Origin of the sequence: Pseudomonas fluvialis (assembly GCF_002835605.1) — a bacterium.
Lineage (GTDB): Bacteria > Pseudomonadota > Gammaproteobacteria > Pseudomonadales > Pseudomonadaceae > Aquipseudomonas > Aquipseudomonas fluvialis.
Genome location: NZ_PIYS01000010.1, coordinates 30,810 through 43,987, shown reverse-complemented (window position 1 = coordinate 43,987; position 13,178 = coordinate 30,810). Strand labels below are relative to the sequence as shown.

The following is a 13,178-nucleotide window of genomic DNA, read 5'->3' as shown; positions in this document are numbered from 1 at the left end:
CCGCGATGACCCAGATAGCCCGCAGTGCCGTATTCATCGGTTTCGACAGCCTGTGTCGACAACATGGGCTGAATCCCCATGCGCTGCTGCAACAGTGCCAGCTCGACCCACTGCTGCTGCGTCGCCAGGATCTTTACCTACCCTATGCGCGCTTCGCCCAGGTTCTCAGCCTCGCCGCGGCACAGGCCGAGTGTCCGAGCTTCGGCCTGCAACTCAGCGAATACCACGACTACCTGGTGCTGGGCCCCTTCGGCCTGCTGCTCGCCCAGGCCGAGAGTTTTGCCGATGTCCTCAAGCTCACCCAGCAGTACGTGCACCTGCACGCCCAGGGCATAGCTCTGCAGGCCAGGCTGGACCGCCAGCATCTGCAGGTGGAATACCGCCTGCAATTGCAGGAAAACGTCGACCAGCGGCAGCTGCTTGAACTGGGTCTGGGCGTGGTACATCGTTCCATGCAGAGCCTGTTTGGCGAGCAGTGGCAACTGCGCCAGCTTCTCATCCGCCACGCCTGCCAGGGGCAGCCGAGCGACTACCAGCGCTTCTTCAACTGCCCGGTGCTGTTCGAGCAACCGCTCACTGCGCTCGTCGCCGATCCGGCGACCGCCACCCTGCGACCTCTGGAGCAACGTCAGCAGCTGAAATCCCACCTACTGCAGCAATATGCCCAGCGTCATCAACTGGTCGATGACCTGGCCACACGGATTCGTTTCGTCCTGCAGTCGATTCTCTCCACTGGCGAAGCCAGCCTGCCGGTGGTTGCCCGTCTGCTCGACAAGCACCCACGCAGCCTGCAACAGGCGCTGCACGCGCAGGGCCTGAACTTTCGCCGGCTGCTCGATGAAGTGCGCTATGCCGAAGCACGGCAGCAGTTGCGTCAATCCAACCAGTCGATCACCGACCTGGCCCTGCACCTCGGCTATGCCGACGAGACTGCGTTTTCCCGCGCGTTCAAACGCTGGAGCGGCCAGGCGCCCCAGCCGTGGCGGCTGGCGGCACGCGCGGCGCATTGAAGCCTGTACCGCGCCCGGCCAGCAGCAGGCCAATGAAAATCAGCGCCGCCCCACTCCAGTGGTAATGCTGCAGCTGCTCATCCAGCCACAGACTGCCCAGCAGCGCGGCAAACACCGGCATCAGGTAATTGCTCATCGCCGCACGTGCAGCGCCCAGCACACGCACGCCCTGGTTCCACAGGAAGTAGGCGAGCACCGAGGCACAGGCGGCGGTGTAGGCAATCGCCAGCAGGTTGCCCGAGCTTGGCGCGAAACGCAGCCCCTGGCTCAACTCATACAGGTAGAGCGGCGCCTGCAATGGCAGGCCGAGCAGCACCAGGGCCGTCAGCAGGGTCAGCGGCGGCACCTGGAAATAGCCTTGCCAGCGGCGCAGCAGCACCGAGTAAAGCGCCCAGTCGAGGGTAGCCAGCAGCATGAGCAGATCACCGCGACTGAAGGACAACTGCCAGAGCAGGCTCAACTGCCCCCGCGAAAGCAGCCAGAGCAACCCGGCGAACGCCAGTAACAACCCCAACCAGGCACGCCGCGGCGGCCACTCGCCGAGCAACAGGCCGGCCATGAGAAACGTCGCCAGCGGCAAACAGGTACTCAGCAGGGTGATATTGATCGCCGCCGTGCTATGCGCGGCGCTGTACAGCAGGCTGTTGAAGGTGGTGATGGCCAGCAGCGCGGCCAGCCACAGGCGCCAGCCCGCGCGGCGCAGCACCTGACGATGTCGCCACAGCGAGGCTCCAGCCAGCGGCAACAACAAGCCCAGGGCCAGCGCCCAACGCCAGAAGCCCAGGCTGAACGGCGGAATATCCCCGGCAAAGGCACGAGCTACCAGGGCATTGCCCGCCCAGCACAGGCTGGCCAGGGCCAGACCCAGCCAGGCCCACAGCAGCGGGCGGGTCATGTCACACGAGCAGGCGAGCGCAGACGGTATTGTGGCGGCACCTGCTCCAGGCTGCTGACCGTGACATTCAGGTTCTTCCAGCGACCATCGCGGATACCGTAGATGCAGCCATGCACGGCCAGCGACTGGCCGCGATGCCAGGCGTTCTGCACGATGCTGGTATGGCTGACATTGGCCACCTGCTGGATCACGTTGAGCTCACACAGCCGGTCGACACGTTCCTCCTCGCAGGCGAACTGCGCCAGGTGCTCGCGCTGCTCGTAGCAGAGGTCGCGAATGCTGCGCAGCCAGCCATCGATCAGGCCGAACTGGGTGTCCTGCATCGCCGCCCGCACACCACCGCAACCGTAGTGACCGGTCACCAGGATATGTTTGACCTTGAGCACGTCCACCGCGTACTGGATCACCGACAGGCAGTTGAGATCGGTATGCAGCACCACGTTGGCGACGTTGCGGTGCACGAACAGATCACCCGGCAGCAAGCCGACGATCTCGTTGGCCGGCACGCGGGCATCCGAACAGCCAATCCACAGGTATTCCGGCAGCTGTTGCTGGGCCAGCTTGGCGAAGAACTGCGGGTCCTCCTCCTTGATCGCTTCGGCCCAGCGTGCATTGTTGTCGAACAGGTGTTGCAGCTCATTCATCCGTCAGCTCTCCCGGCGGGGCTGTCATTCTCAGTGCGTGGCCCGGTTGGACTGGCCTGCCCCGGCAAGGGTCACAGTGGCGCATCAGTCGAGCAGGGTGCAAACCATCACCAGGGCATCCTCGCGCCCGCCCTGGGCGGCCGGGTAGTAGTCACGACGCCGGCCGACTTCATTGAAGCCATAGCGCTCGTACAACCGGTAGGCCTGCTGATTACTCGCGCGTACCTCCAGGAAACACTCGCATGCTCCCTGTCGCCCGGCCTCCTGCATGATCTGCTGCAACAGCCGCAACCCCAGGCCACGCCCCTGCCAGGCCGGCGCCACGGTGATATTCAGCAGGTGCGCCTCATCGAGGATCATCTGCAATACCGCATGGCCGACCTGCTCGCCGTCCACACGCATCACCCAGCACTGGTAACTGTTCAGCGCGTCGGCAAACAGGGCACGCGACCAGGGATGCGAGAAGGCCGCCTGTTCGATGGCCACCACCCGGTCCAGGTCTGCCGCCTGCATGGGGCTGAATTCAACCTGGCTCATCATCCCTCCAGCGCGCCTGCACACCCTGCATGGCCTGCCACAGCGCAGCCTTGCGCTGCGGTTCGTCGATCAGCAACTCCAGCCCCGGCAGCGCCCAGGCACGCCCCAGCTGCGCCAGGTCCAGCTCGCGCAGGTAATCCTGGCTATCCGCTCCCGCGGCATAGCGCAGTGCCGGCAGGCCGAGCAACCACAGGCAGGCCCACTGCTCGCCACGCTCGCGCTGGGCGTACAGCAGGTCCTCGATCACCGCACGCGCCGCCTGCGGGCCCTGGTCGAAATCACGGCTATTGAGCAACGGCCAGCGCAGCGGTTCGCCAAGCAGTTGCGGGCTGTCCGGCAGACCGGCAGCGCGCAACAGGTCCTTGAGCAGCAGGTAGGAGGGATCGCGCCGCTGAAACGGCTCACCGGTCGGCAATTCAACCAGCAGCAGGCAAGCGCCGGCGCGGTACAACTGCAGGGTAAAACGCGGAGTAACCGGACGGGCGACGGGCTCGACCGGCACCTCGGGCGGACTATCCGGGGTTTCCAGTGGCGCACGGGCAACGGGCGCCGGACGCCGCAATGGCAGGCGCGCCAGTACTTCTCCGGGCAACGCCGGCTCGGCCGGCACTGCGCTCGGCGCGGGCGCGGCACTGGCCGGGCGCGGCGGCGTCAGGCTGGGTGCGGCAACCACTTCGGCCAGGCAGTCCGGGCGCGAGGGCGCGGCAAACGGCAGCGACAGGCGCGGCAGCCAGCAGTCGACCTGCATGGCGCTCAGGTAGGCACGACGACGGCTTTCTTCGATCACACGTCAGCCGCTTGCGGATGGGCCTTGGGGGCTCCGGCCTGCATCAGGTTCAGCGCATTGATGTAGGCCTTGGCCGATGCCACCAGGATATCGGTGTCGGCGCCGTTGCCATTGACGATGCGCCCGCCCTTCTCCAGACGCACCGTCACTTCACCCTGCGAGTCGGTACCCTGGGTGATGGCGTTGACCGAATAGAGCTGCAGGCTGGCCTCGGAATGAGCGATCGACTCGATGGCCTTGAAGGCGGCATCTACCGGCCCTGAGCCCTGCGCCGTGGCACGCTGCTCCTGCCCTGCCACGCTGACCACGATCTGCGCCTGGGGCACCTCGCCGGTCTTGCTGGCCACTTCCAGGGTCACCAGCTTGAAGTGCTCCGGCGCTTCCTCGGCCAGCGTGTCGCTGACCAGCGCCTGCAGGTCTTCGTCGAAGATCTCGTGTTTCTTGTCGGCCAGCTCCTTGAAGCGCGCAAAGGCCGCGTTCAGCTCCGCCTCGCCGGCCAGCTCGATACCCAGCTCTTCCAGGCGGGCACGGAACGCCGCACGTCCAGAGTGCTTGCCCATGACCATTTTGTTGGTGTTCCAGCCCACCGACTGCGCCGACATGATCTCGTAGGTTTCGCGGTGCTTGAGCACGCCATCCTGGTGGATACCCGACTCGTGGGCGAAGGCATTGGCGCCGACGATGGCCTTGTTCGGCTGTACCGGAAACCCGGTGATGCCGGAAACCAGACGCGAGGCGGCGAGGATATGCTCGGTCTCGATGCGCGTATGCACCTTGAGCAGGTCCTGGCGGGTCTTGATGGCCATGACGATTTCTTCCAGCGCGGCGTTACCGGCGCGCTCGCCCAGGCCGTTGATGGTGCACTCGACCTGGCGCGCACCAGCGACCACCGCAGCCAGCGAGTTGGCCACGGCCAGGCCGAGGTCATTGTGGCAGTGCACGGAGAACACCGCCTGGTCGGCATTGGGGATGCGCTCCAGCAGCTGGCGGATGGTGTCGGCGTACTGGTGCGGGATGGCGTAGCCGACAGTGTCCGGAATATTGATGGTGCGTGCGCCGGCATCGATGGCTGCCTCGATGATGCGGCAGAGGAAGTCGATCTCCGAGCGCCCGGCGTCCTCGCAGGAGAACTCCACGTCGCTGCACAGGTTGCGCGCCTTCTTCACCGCACGCACCGCCTGCTCGACTACCTGATCGGGCTGCATGCGCAGCTTGTACTGCATATGGATCGGGCTGGTGGCAATGAAGGTGTGGATACGCCCGGAATTGGCCCCGCGCAGCGCCTCGGCGGCGCGCTCGATATCGGCATCGACAGCCCGCGACAGGCTGCACACGGTGCTGTCCTTGATGCTGTCGGCGATCAGTTTGACCGCTTCGAAATCACCGGGACTGGCAATCGCAAAACCCGCCTCGATGACATCCACACGCAGGCGTTCGAGGGCCCGGGCAATGCGCAGCTTTTCTTCCTTGGTCATCGACGCGCCAGGGCTCTGCTCGCCATCGCGCAGCGTGGTGTCGAAGATGATGACGCGATCATTGCTGCTCATGGAAAACTCCTCACGGCTATCTCAACCCACGCGTGCCGGGTGGGCCCTTATACGAGTGATTGTCGCGTGAAATACCGCGGGCGGGAAGGAGCAGCTGCACGCTGGCGCATGGCAGACAGCAAAAAGCCCCACGGCCAAGACCGCAGGGCTTTTGCTGATGGCTGACGAGCGGATACGCCCTTATTGATTCCAGGGACGGTCGCCCTGTTCATCCTTGATGCGGGTCGGCAGCCCCATTTCATCCAGCAGGTGCAGGAAGGGCTCCGGCGGCAGCTGTTCGACGTTGACCATCTGCCCGGCGTCCCAGTCACCACGGGCAATCAGCCGCGCGGCAGCGACCGGTGGCACACCGGCGGTATAGGAAATGCCCTGACTGTCGGTCTCGGCATAGGCTTCGGCGTGGTCGGCGACGTTGTAGATCAGCACCTCGCGCGCCTGGCCATCCTTGCGGCCTTTGACCAGGTCGGCAATGCAGGTCTTGCCGCTGTAGCCCGGCGCCAGTGAAGCCGGATCGGGCAGCACGGCCTTGACCACCTTGAGCGGCACCACTTCGACACCTTCGGCGGTTTTCACCGGCTGCTCGGAGAGCAGGCCAAGGTTCTTCAGCACGCTGAAGACGTTGATGTAGTGATCACCAAAGCTCATCCAGAAACGGATGTTCGGCACATCGAGGTGCTTGGACAGCGAGTGCACCTCGTCATGCCCGGTCATGTACAGGTTCTGCACGCCGACCACCGGCAGGTCATCAGTCCGCTTCACCTCGAACATGCTGTTGCTGGTCCACTGGCGGTTCTGCCAGCTCCACACCTGACCGGTGAACTCGCGGAAGTTGATTTCCGGGTCGAAATTGGTGGCGAAGTACTTGCCGTGCGAGCCGGCATTGACGTCGAGGATGTCGATCGAGTCGATCTGATCGAAATGCTGCTTGGCCGCCAGCGCCGCCCAGGCGTTGACTACGCCCGGATCGAAGCCCACGCCGAGAATGGCGGTGACGCCCTTCTCCTGGCATTCGGCCAGGTGTTTCCACTCGTAGTTGCCGTACCACGGCGGGGTTTCACAGATTTTCCCCGGTTCTTCGTGGATCGCGGTATCGAGATACGCCGCACCGGTATCCATGCAGGCGCGCAGCACCGACATGTTGAGGAAGGCCGAGCCGACGTTGATGACGATCTGCGAGTGGGTCTCGCGGATCAGCGCCTTGGTCGCCTCGATATCCAGCGCGTTCAGGGCATAGGCCTTGAGCTCGGCCGGCTGCCTGAGGCTGCCCTTGGCCGTCACGCTGTCGATGATCGCCCGGCACTTGTTGACATTGCGCGAGGCAATGGCGATCTGGCCCAGCTCATCATTGTGTTGTGCACATTTATGGGCCACAACCTTGGCCACACCTCCCGCACCGATGATCAGAACGTTTTTCTTCAATTTAGCTCCCCCAATCGCAGGCCGTCAGGACAGGCTCTGCAGGTAGTCGTCAAAACCAAACTCGCGAACCACTTCGACGCTGCCGTCGAGCTGGCGCACGGCGATCGCCGGCATCTTGAGTCCGTTAAACCAGTTTTTCTTGACCATGGTGTACCCCGCCGCATCAATGAACGACAGGCGATCGCCGATGGCCAGCGGACGATCGAATTGGTACTCCCCGAAGATGTCGCCGGCCAGGCAGGACTTGCCGCACACCATGTAGGTGTACTCGCCGGCACAAGGCGCCATCTTTGCATTCAGTCGGTAGATCAGCAGGTCGAGCATGTGCGCCTCGATCGAGCTGTCCACCACGGCCAGGTGTTTGCCGTTGTAGAGGGTGTCGAGCACTGTCACTTCCAGCGACGCGCTCTGCGTGATGGCTGCCTCGCCCGGCTCCAGGTAAACCTGCACGGCGTACTTCTCGGAGAACGCCTTGAGTCGCGCACAGAACTGTTCCAGCGGATAGCCTTCGCCGGTGAAATGGATGCCGCCGCCCAGGCTGACCCACTCGACCTGGTGCAGCAGGTGGCCAAAGCGCGCTTCGATCACCCCGAGCATTTCATCGAACAGCTCGAAACGACCATTCTCGCAGTTGTTGTGGAACATGAAGCCGGAGATCTTGCCGATCACCGCCTCGACCTTCACCGGGTCCCACTCGCCGAGGCGGCTGAACGGGCGCGCCGGGTCAGCCAGCAGGTAGTCGGAGCTGCTTACCTGCGGGTTGACGCGCAGGCCGCGAATGGCCCCGGCGGTCGCTGCGTCGAAACGCTCCAGCTGGCTGATGGTGTTGAAAATGATCTTGTCGCAGTTTTCCAGCATCTCGGGGATTTCGTCATCCGCCCAGGCCACGCTGTAGGCATGCGTCTCACCGGCGAACTTTTGCCGGCCAAGCTTGAGCTCATACAGCGAGCTGGAGGTGGTGCCGTCCATGTACTGTTCCATCAGGTCGAACACCGACCAGGTGGCGAAGCACTTGAGTGCCAGCAGGGCCTTGGCCCCGGAGTGCTCGCGCACATAGGCAATCTTCTGCAGGTTGCCCAGCAGCTTCTGCTTGTCGATCAGATAGTAAGGCGTCTTGAGCATCTTCTGGCCCCTCTTGGTCCGGCCACCTGGGGCACCGCGTCCCCACCCCGAAAAGCGGAGGCGAATTGTGCCTATGCGCGGCCAGGATCGAAAGGGTATTCGTGACCCTTTCGTCATTTGTTGGCCAGCATGTAGCGTCTGCATGGCTGCATTGTGACAATCCACGGCAGCACCGATCTGTCGAGTTTTTCCACGACCGCGCGGGTCCCTGCAGTACAATGCGCGCCCATTATGGACAGCCCAGACAGCCCGTCATGATTGACCCCAAGCGCGTGCTACGCGCCCTTGCCGAACACTGGTCGCTGCTCGACCCACTGTGCGAACGCTTTGACAGCGGCACGCTCAGTCTGGTCGAACTGCGCGCCCAACTGGCCGCTCAGCGCGGCACGGCCGATGCGGCGGAAATCACCGCCCTGCTTGACCAGTGGATCCGCCTGGACATCCTGGTGCCCGTGGCCAAGAGCCCCAACCGCTTTGAGCTCAACGCACAGATTCACGACTTCCTCGCCTACCTGCGCCGTGAACACCGGCTTGGCCTGTGCCTGGAAATCGAAGCCTACCTGCGCCACCTGGAACGCCTGGCCGGGCATATCCAGGAGGCCTTCGCGCAACGCGACAGCCAGGATCTCGCCCGCCAGTTACGCCTGCTCGACATGCGTGTGCGTGACGTCCTGAAGAAGCTCGCCAACGATGAGCAGGCGCTGGTTGGCGTGGCCGAGCGTGCCAAGACCTCGGACCGGCAGATTCCCCTGCGCCAACGCTACGCCGAGGTACTGGCCACCTGGGACGAGTACGTCGAGCCAATGATCCAGCTGGTGGCAGCCGACGGCGCGTTCGAGCAGGGCGTGCGACGCGCCGAACAGGTCCTGCTGCACCTGCTCGGCGAGCAGCAGCGCCTGGGACAACTGGTCGATGACGACCTGCTGCTACGCACCCACGCACGCATTCTCGACATGCAGACCACCGCGCAACTGACGCTGCGCCGCGCCCGCGAGCTGCTCCTGCCGCTGCGTGAAGAAGCGCGCCGTCACAATGCCGTGACCCGCGGCGCCGCGCTGGCCCTGGCAGCCATCCGCCGCAAGGGCCTGGACGGCGTCCCACAAGCTGCGCTGCCGCTGTTCAGTCGCCCGCAAAGCATCTTCCTCGGCACGGCCAACCAGGTGGAAGCCTATGTCTACGCGCTGGCGCGCTTCGAAGCCAAGCCGGCGCACTTCCCGCGGGCAGGCGGGACACGTCGCCACATGACCAGCAGGGCGCCACTGACTGCGCGGGAGATGATCGAGCGCTGCGAGCAGGCCCTGCCACTGCCAGACCTGATGCAATGGCTGCTTGATCAGGAGCCCGAGGGCGCTACCGACGAACTGCTCTACTGGTTTTCCCGCTTGTCGCGCGACAGCCGCTTCCAGCGCGAGCGCCTGGCACGTCGCGACTACCTGACCCGCGAACATCAGGTCAGCCTGAGTTCCTATGCCCTGACAGGACGCCAAGCATGAGCGGCCTGTCCTTTCTTGCAGCGGCTGGTGCTGGCAGCCATCCCGCACAACCGCCCTCTGTCTGTGAGGCCCACGCATGATCATCGACCTCAAAGAAATGACCCTGCTGGCGGCGATCTTTCGCGAGCTGCTCAAGGGTGGCCACATCAGCCGCCGCGATGCCGAGCTGTATGCCCAGCTGAACAACCTGCAGGACGCCTATCGCGCACTGTTCAAGGCACAGGGCTTCGAGCTGGTGTGCGACAGCCGCGGTTTCTATTACTTCGTCCCGGAACAGATGGGCGCCCAGGTCAACAAGACTGCGCAACGCCTGGCGCTGTTCACCTTCATCCTCGTCGAACACCTCGCCGACCAGGGGCGCGATCCCCTGAGCGTGCTGGATGGCGGCAGCCTGGGCCGCGATGAACTGCCCGGCCTGCTGGACAAATACAGCGACCTGTTCGTCCAGGCCGAAGTCGCCAGCCAGGACGAACTGGAAGAGAAAATCATGCGCCGCCTCACCCAGCTGGGCTTCGCCAGCGAAGAACAGGGGGTGTATCGCTTCCTGGCACCCATGCACCGTTTTCTCGATGTGTGCCTGGCGGTGCAGCAGGATCGCGACCTGGCGGCCAGCCTGCACAGCCACCTGCCCCTGCCCACCCCCGCGCTGGGCGACGACAGCGAATCCGCTAGCGCCGCTGAAGATGACGACGAAGAACAGCAATTGGCCCGCGCCATCGCCGCGGAGCGTGCGGCTCAGGAGGACTTGCAATGAGCCAGGAAAGCTATGGCATTCGCCGTTTTGCCCTGCTGAATACCGCCGGCTACAGCCTGGGGATCTTCCCACTGGAGCACCCGCTGTCGGTGTACGGCGCGAATAACCTGGGCAAGTCGGCTTCGATCAACGCCTTGCAGTTCCCCATCCTGGCCCGCATGTCGGACATGAGCTTCGGCAAGTACAGCCTGGAGCAATCGCGCAAGTTCTACTTTGCCGCAGACACTAGCTACATCCTCGTGGAAGTCGCCCTGCCCCACGGCCCGCATGTCATCGGCGTAGCCGGTCGCGGTCCCGGGGGGGGCTTTGGCCACCAGTTCTTCGCCTACCAGGGCGCACTGGATCTGGCCCACTACCAGAAAGACGGTACCTGCCTGCGCCAACGCGAATTGTTCGCCAACCTTGAGCAGCACGGCCTCAAGGCTTATGAAATCAAGCCCGAGGAGCTGCGCCGACTGCTGGTCGGCGGGCATACCAGCATACCGCTGGACCTGACACTGATCCCTCTGCGCTCGACCAGCGAACAAAGCCTGAAGACCTTCCGCGCACTGTTCATCAACCTGCTGCATATGCGCGAGATTACCGCGGCGAAGCTCAAGCAGCTGTTCCTCGATGCCTTCGAGCACAGCCTGCGCTCCGGCAGCGTCGACTATATCGCCGCCACGGAAGAGGCATTCCGCGACGTGCGCCGCATGGAGCAGGACTACCAGGCGCTGGTCAATGCCGCGCCGCTGATCGAAGCACTGGCCAGCGGCGTGACACAGCGTGAAATCCTGCGCGGCCGGCTGCATCGCCTGTCGCCACTGCTCGACAACCTGCTCGGCAGTTGGCAGGACTATGCCGGTGCCCGCCGCGAAGAGCTGCTGATCCAGGCCGAACACTACCAGCGCGAACAGGACGGCCTGCAACAAGAACAACGCCACGGCACCGCTGAACTACTGCGCCTGCAGCGCGAGATCAGCGAACTGCAACGCTGGCTGGGCGAACTGGCCGTGCTCAAGCATCGCTTTGCCTTGCTGGAGGATGCCAGGCCACTGGAAGAGCAGTTGCTGGCGGCCAAGGACGCGCATGACGAACTGGCCGGCGCGCTGGCCCAGGCCCGCCAGTTTTCCACCAGCGACATCGAAGAACGCCTACGCGACCTGCAGCAACGCCTCAAAGCGGTTCGCCAACAGCTCGATCACGCGGACAACAACAGCTACGCACGCCTGCGCGAAGAGTTCTCGCAGGCCGATGTCGATCGTCTGATGCGCCTGTTCAATGGTCAGCTGTTCAGCTTGCCGGTTGGTGAAAAAGGCATTCAGACCGAGGACGAGGCCTGGATTCCGACACTGGAAGCCATCCTCGCGCACTTCAAGGGCGAGCACTTCCAGGCCCCTGGGCTGACCATCGACCTGTCCAGCATCGAACCTCCGGCACTGCAGGCACTGGCTGACCGTACCGCCTTGCGCGACCAGAAGGATCGCCTGGAGCGCGAACTCAAGCAGCTCAAGGCACAACAGGCCGTGGCCACCGATCGCGCGGCCAGCAAGACTCAGGCCGAGCAGCTCTACCAGGCGGTACTGGATGCCCAGAAGGCGCTGGAAGATTACCGTCGACTGGAAACACTGGCGGCTGAAGAAGAAGACAAACTGCAGCTACTCAGTCAGTTGCAGGCAACACAGGACGAATGCCAGCGGCACAGCGACAGCTTCACTGAGCGCGTTCAACAACTGGCCGCCAAACTGCAGCTGGTCAACCGCCAGCTGGCCGACATGGAAGCCAAACAGCGCACGCTGGATGACGCCCTGCGGCGCCGCCAGTTACTACCCGCCAACCTGCCTTTCGGCCAGCCCTGCATGGACGCGCTGGATGACAGCCTGGACAACCTGCTGCCGCTGCTCAACGACTACCAGGACAGCTGGCAGGCGTTGCAGCGCATCGACGGGCAGATCGAAGCGCTGTATGCCCAGGTGCGCCTCAAAGGCGTAGCCAAGTTCGACAGCGAAGACGATCCCGAGCGACGCCTGCAACTATTGCTCAATGCTTACCAGCACCGCCAGGACGAAGCGCTGACCCTAGCCAAGGCACGACGTGCCGCAGTAACCGATATCGCCCGCACCCTGCGCAATATCCGCAGCGACTATGACAATCTGGAACACCAGTTGGCGCTGTTCAACCGCGAGATCAACCGGCGCCAGGTTTCCAACCTGGAGAGTTTCCGCATCGTACTGGCTCCCAACAAGGAAGCCCTGCGGCACATCGACCAGATCATTCACAGTGCCGGGCAATACGAGGAGGGCGAAACCCTGTCGGTCTTCGACCTCAGCCAGTCAGCCGATCAGGATGCGCGCAACGAGGAAGCCAAGGAATACTTGGCCCGCCTGGTCGCGGCGAATGGCAACCAACTGGGTCTCAAGGATCTGTTTGAACTGGCCTTCGAGATCACCAAGATGGGGGGACAACCGATCATCCATACCGATATCGATGGTGCGGCGTCGAACGGCACGACCATGACCATCAAGGCGCTGACCAATATGTATCTGCTGCTGCACCTCATGGATCGCGAGCAGGCCGGCAAGGTACGCCTGCCCTACTATCTCGACGAGGCAGCCGACATTGATGAACGTAACCAACAGGCCCTGATTGAAACCAGCCTGCAACTGGGCTTCGTACCAATCCTCGCTTCGGTCAAGCCGCAGGTGTGCGCGCACGTGGCCATTGACCTCGAGGCCGGCAGCGGCCCTGCGGGTATCTACATCGACGAAGCTGACTGGAAGTACATCAAGCGTCGCGAGAACTTACCCAGCCCCAGCTGAAACGCTGAACAAACTAAAAAGCCACCTACGGGTGGCTTTTTAGTAGGCCGGATATTTCCGAAAGTCAGCCTGGCAGCTTTTTCCCGCGCACAAAGAAGAAACCCCAGCCTCTTTCGAAGCTGGGGTTTCGTATAGGTGCTTGACGATGACCTACTCTCACATGGGGAAGCCC

11 protein-coding genes are annotated in these 13,178 nt (G+C 63.5%); 4 read left to right on the top strand and 7 right to left on the bottom strand.

From position 1 onward, the window contains the following. Positions 1–5: 5 nt before the first annotated feature. On the top strand, positions 6–1,010 hold the full coding sequence (locus tag CW360_RS07025) for an AraC family transcriptional regulator (protein WP_093985209.1): 1,005 nt from the start codon (positions 6–8) through the stop codon (positions 1,008–1,010). Here the strand turns inward: CW360_RS07025 and CW360_RS07020 are convergent. The 7 genes from CW360_RS07020 to CW360_RS06990 form a co-directional block, all read right to left on the bottom strand. Continuing rightward, a complete protein-coding gene (locus tag CW360_RS07020; protein WP_101193205.1) occupies positions 949–1,905 on the bottom strand; it encodes a DMT family transporter in 957 nt (318 codons plus the stop codon). The two genes, CW360_RS07025 and CW360_RS07020, sit on opposite strands and share 62 nt — an antisense overlap. Continuing rightward, positions 1,902–2,549 carry a carbonate dehydratase gene (gene can, locus CW360_RS07015; protein ID WP_101193204.1) on the bottom strand — a complete coding sequence of 216 codons (648 nt, stop codon included), beginning with the start codon at positions 2,547–2,549 and terminating at the stop codon, positions 1,902–1,904. The genes CW360_RS07020 and can overlap by 4 nt, the downstream gene beginning before the upstream one ends. An 84-nt stretch (positions 2,550–2,633) precedes the next feature. Further along, on the bottom strand, positions 2,634–3,089 hold the full coding sequence (rimI, locus tag CW360_RS07010; RefSeq protein ID WP_101193203.1) for a ribosomal protein S18-alanine N-acetyltransferase: 456 nt from the start codon (positions 3,087–3,089) through the stop codon (positions 2,634–2,636). Continuing rightward, positions 3,073–3,873: an energy transducer TonB gene (locus CW360_RS07005; protein WP_101193202.1), complete on the bottom strand. Its 801-nt coding sequence runs from the start codon at positions 3,871–3,873 to the stop codon at positions 3,073–3,075. Before CW360_RS07005 ends, rimI begins: the two co-directional genes overlap by 17 nt. After that, positions 3,870–5,420 carry a 2-isopropylmalate synthase gene (locus CW360_RS07000; protein ID WP_093985214.1) on the bottom strand — a complete coding sequence of 517 codons (1,551 nt, stop codon included), beginning with the start codon at positions 5,418–5,420 and terminating at the stop codon, positions 3,870–3,872. The genes CW360_RS07005 and CW360_RS07000 overlap by 4 nt, the downstream gene beginning before the upstream one ends. Positions 5,421–5,600: 180 nt before the next feature. Further along, on the bottom strand, positions 5,601–6,839 hold the full coding sequence (locus tag CW360_RS06995; RefSeq protein WP_101193201.1) for a saccharopine dehydrogenase family protein: 1,239 nt from the start codon (positions 6,837–6,839) through the stop codon (positions 5,601–5,603). Positions 6,840–6,863: 24 nt separating this feature from the next. Next, positions 6,864–7,961 carry a carboxynorspermidine decarboxylase gene (locus tag CW360_RS06990; protein ID WP_093985216.1) on the bottom strand — a complete coding sequence of 366 codons (1,098 nt, stop codon included), beginning with the start codon at positions 7,959–7,961 and terminating at the stop codon, positions 6,864–6,866. A gap of 254 nt (positions 7,962–8,215) precedes the next feature. On the opposite strand from CW360_RS06990, the gene mksB reads away from it, so the two are divergent. The 3 genes from mksB to mksF all read left to right on the top strand — a co-directional run bounded on the left by mksB (position 8,216) and on the right by mksF (position 13,006). Next, positions 8,216–9,454 carry an Mks condensin complex protein MksB gene (gene mksB / locus CW360_RS06985; protein ID WP_101193241.1) on the top strand — a complete coding sequence of 413 codons (1,239 nt, stop codon included), beginning with the start codon at positions 8,216–8,218 and terminating at the stop codon, positions 9,452–9,454. 76 nt (positions 9,455–9,530) lie between these two features. After that, on the top strand, positions 9,531–10,208 hold the full coding sequence (mksE, locus tag CW360_RS06980) for an Mks condensin complex protein MksE (protein WP_101193200.1): 678 nt from the start codon (positions 9,531–9,533) through the stop codon (positions 10,206–10,208). After that, a complete protein-coding gene (gene mksF, locus CW360_RS06975) occupies positions 10,205–13,006 on the top strand; it encodes an Mks condensin complex protein MksF (protein WP_101193199.1) in 2,802 nt (933 codons plus the stop codon). Before mksE ends, mksF begins: the two co-directional genes overlap by 4 nt. Positions 13,007–13,178 lie beyond the last annotated feature (172 nt).

Coding starts and splice junctions, on each gene's coding strand:
- CW360_RS07025 (WP_093985209.1), top strand. CDS start 6: ATGACCCAGATAGCCCGCAGTGCCGTATTCATCGGTTTCGACAGCCTG.
- CW360_RS07020 (WP_101193205.1), bottom strand. CDS start 1,905: ATGACCCGCCCGCTGCTGTGGGCCTGGCTGGGTCTGGCCCTGGCCAGC.
- can (WP_101193204.1), bottom strand. CDS start 2,549: ATGAATGAGCTGCAACACCTGTTCGACAACAATGCACGCTGGGCCGAA.
- rimI (WP_101193203.1), bottom strand. CDS start 3,089: ATGATGAGCCAGGTTGAATTCAGCCCCATGCAGGCGGCAGACCTGGAC.
- CW360_RS07000 (WP_093985214.1), bottom strand. CDS start 5,420: ATGAGCAGCAATGATCGCGTCATCATCTTCGACACCACGCTGCGCGAT.
- CW360_RS06990 (WP_093985216.1), bottom strand. CDS start 7,961: ATGCTCAAGACGCCTTACTATCTGATCGACAAGCAGAAGCTGCTGGGC.
- mksB (WP_101193241.1), top strand. CDS start 8,216: ATGATTGACCCCAAGCGCGTGCTACGCGCCCTTGCCGAACACTGGTCG.
- mksE (WP_101193200.1), top strand. CDS start 9,531: ATGATCATCGACCTCAAAGAAATGACCCTGCTGGCGGCGATCTTTCGC.
- mksF (WP_101193199.1), top strand. CDS start 10,205: ATGAGCCAGGAAAGCTATGGCATTCGCCGTTTTGCCCTGCTGAATACC.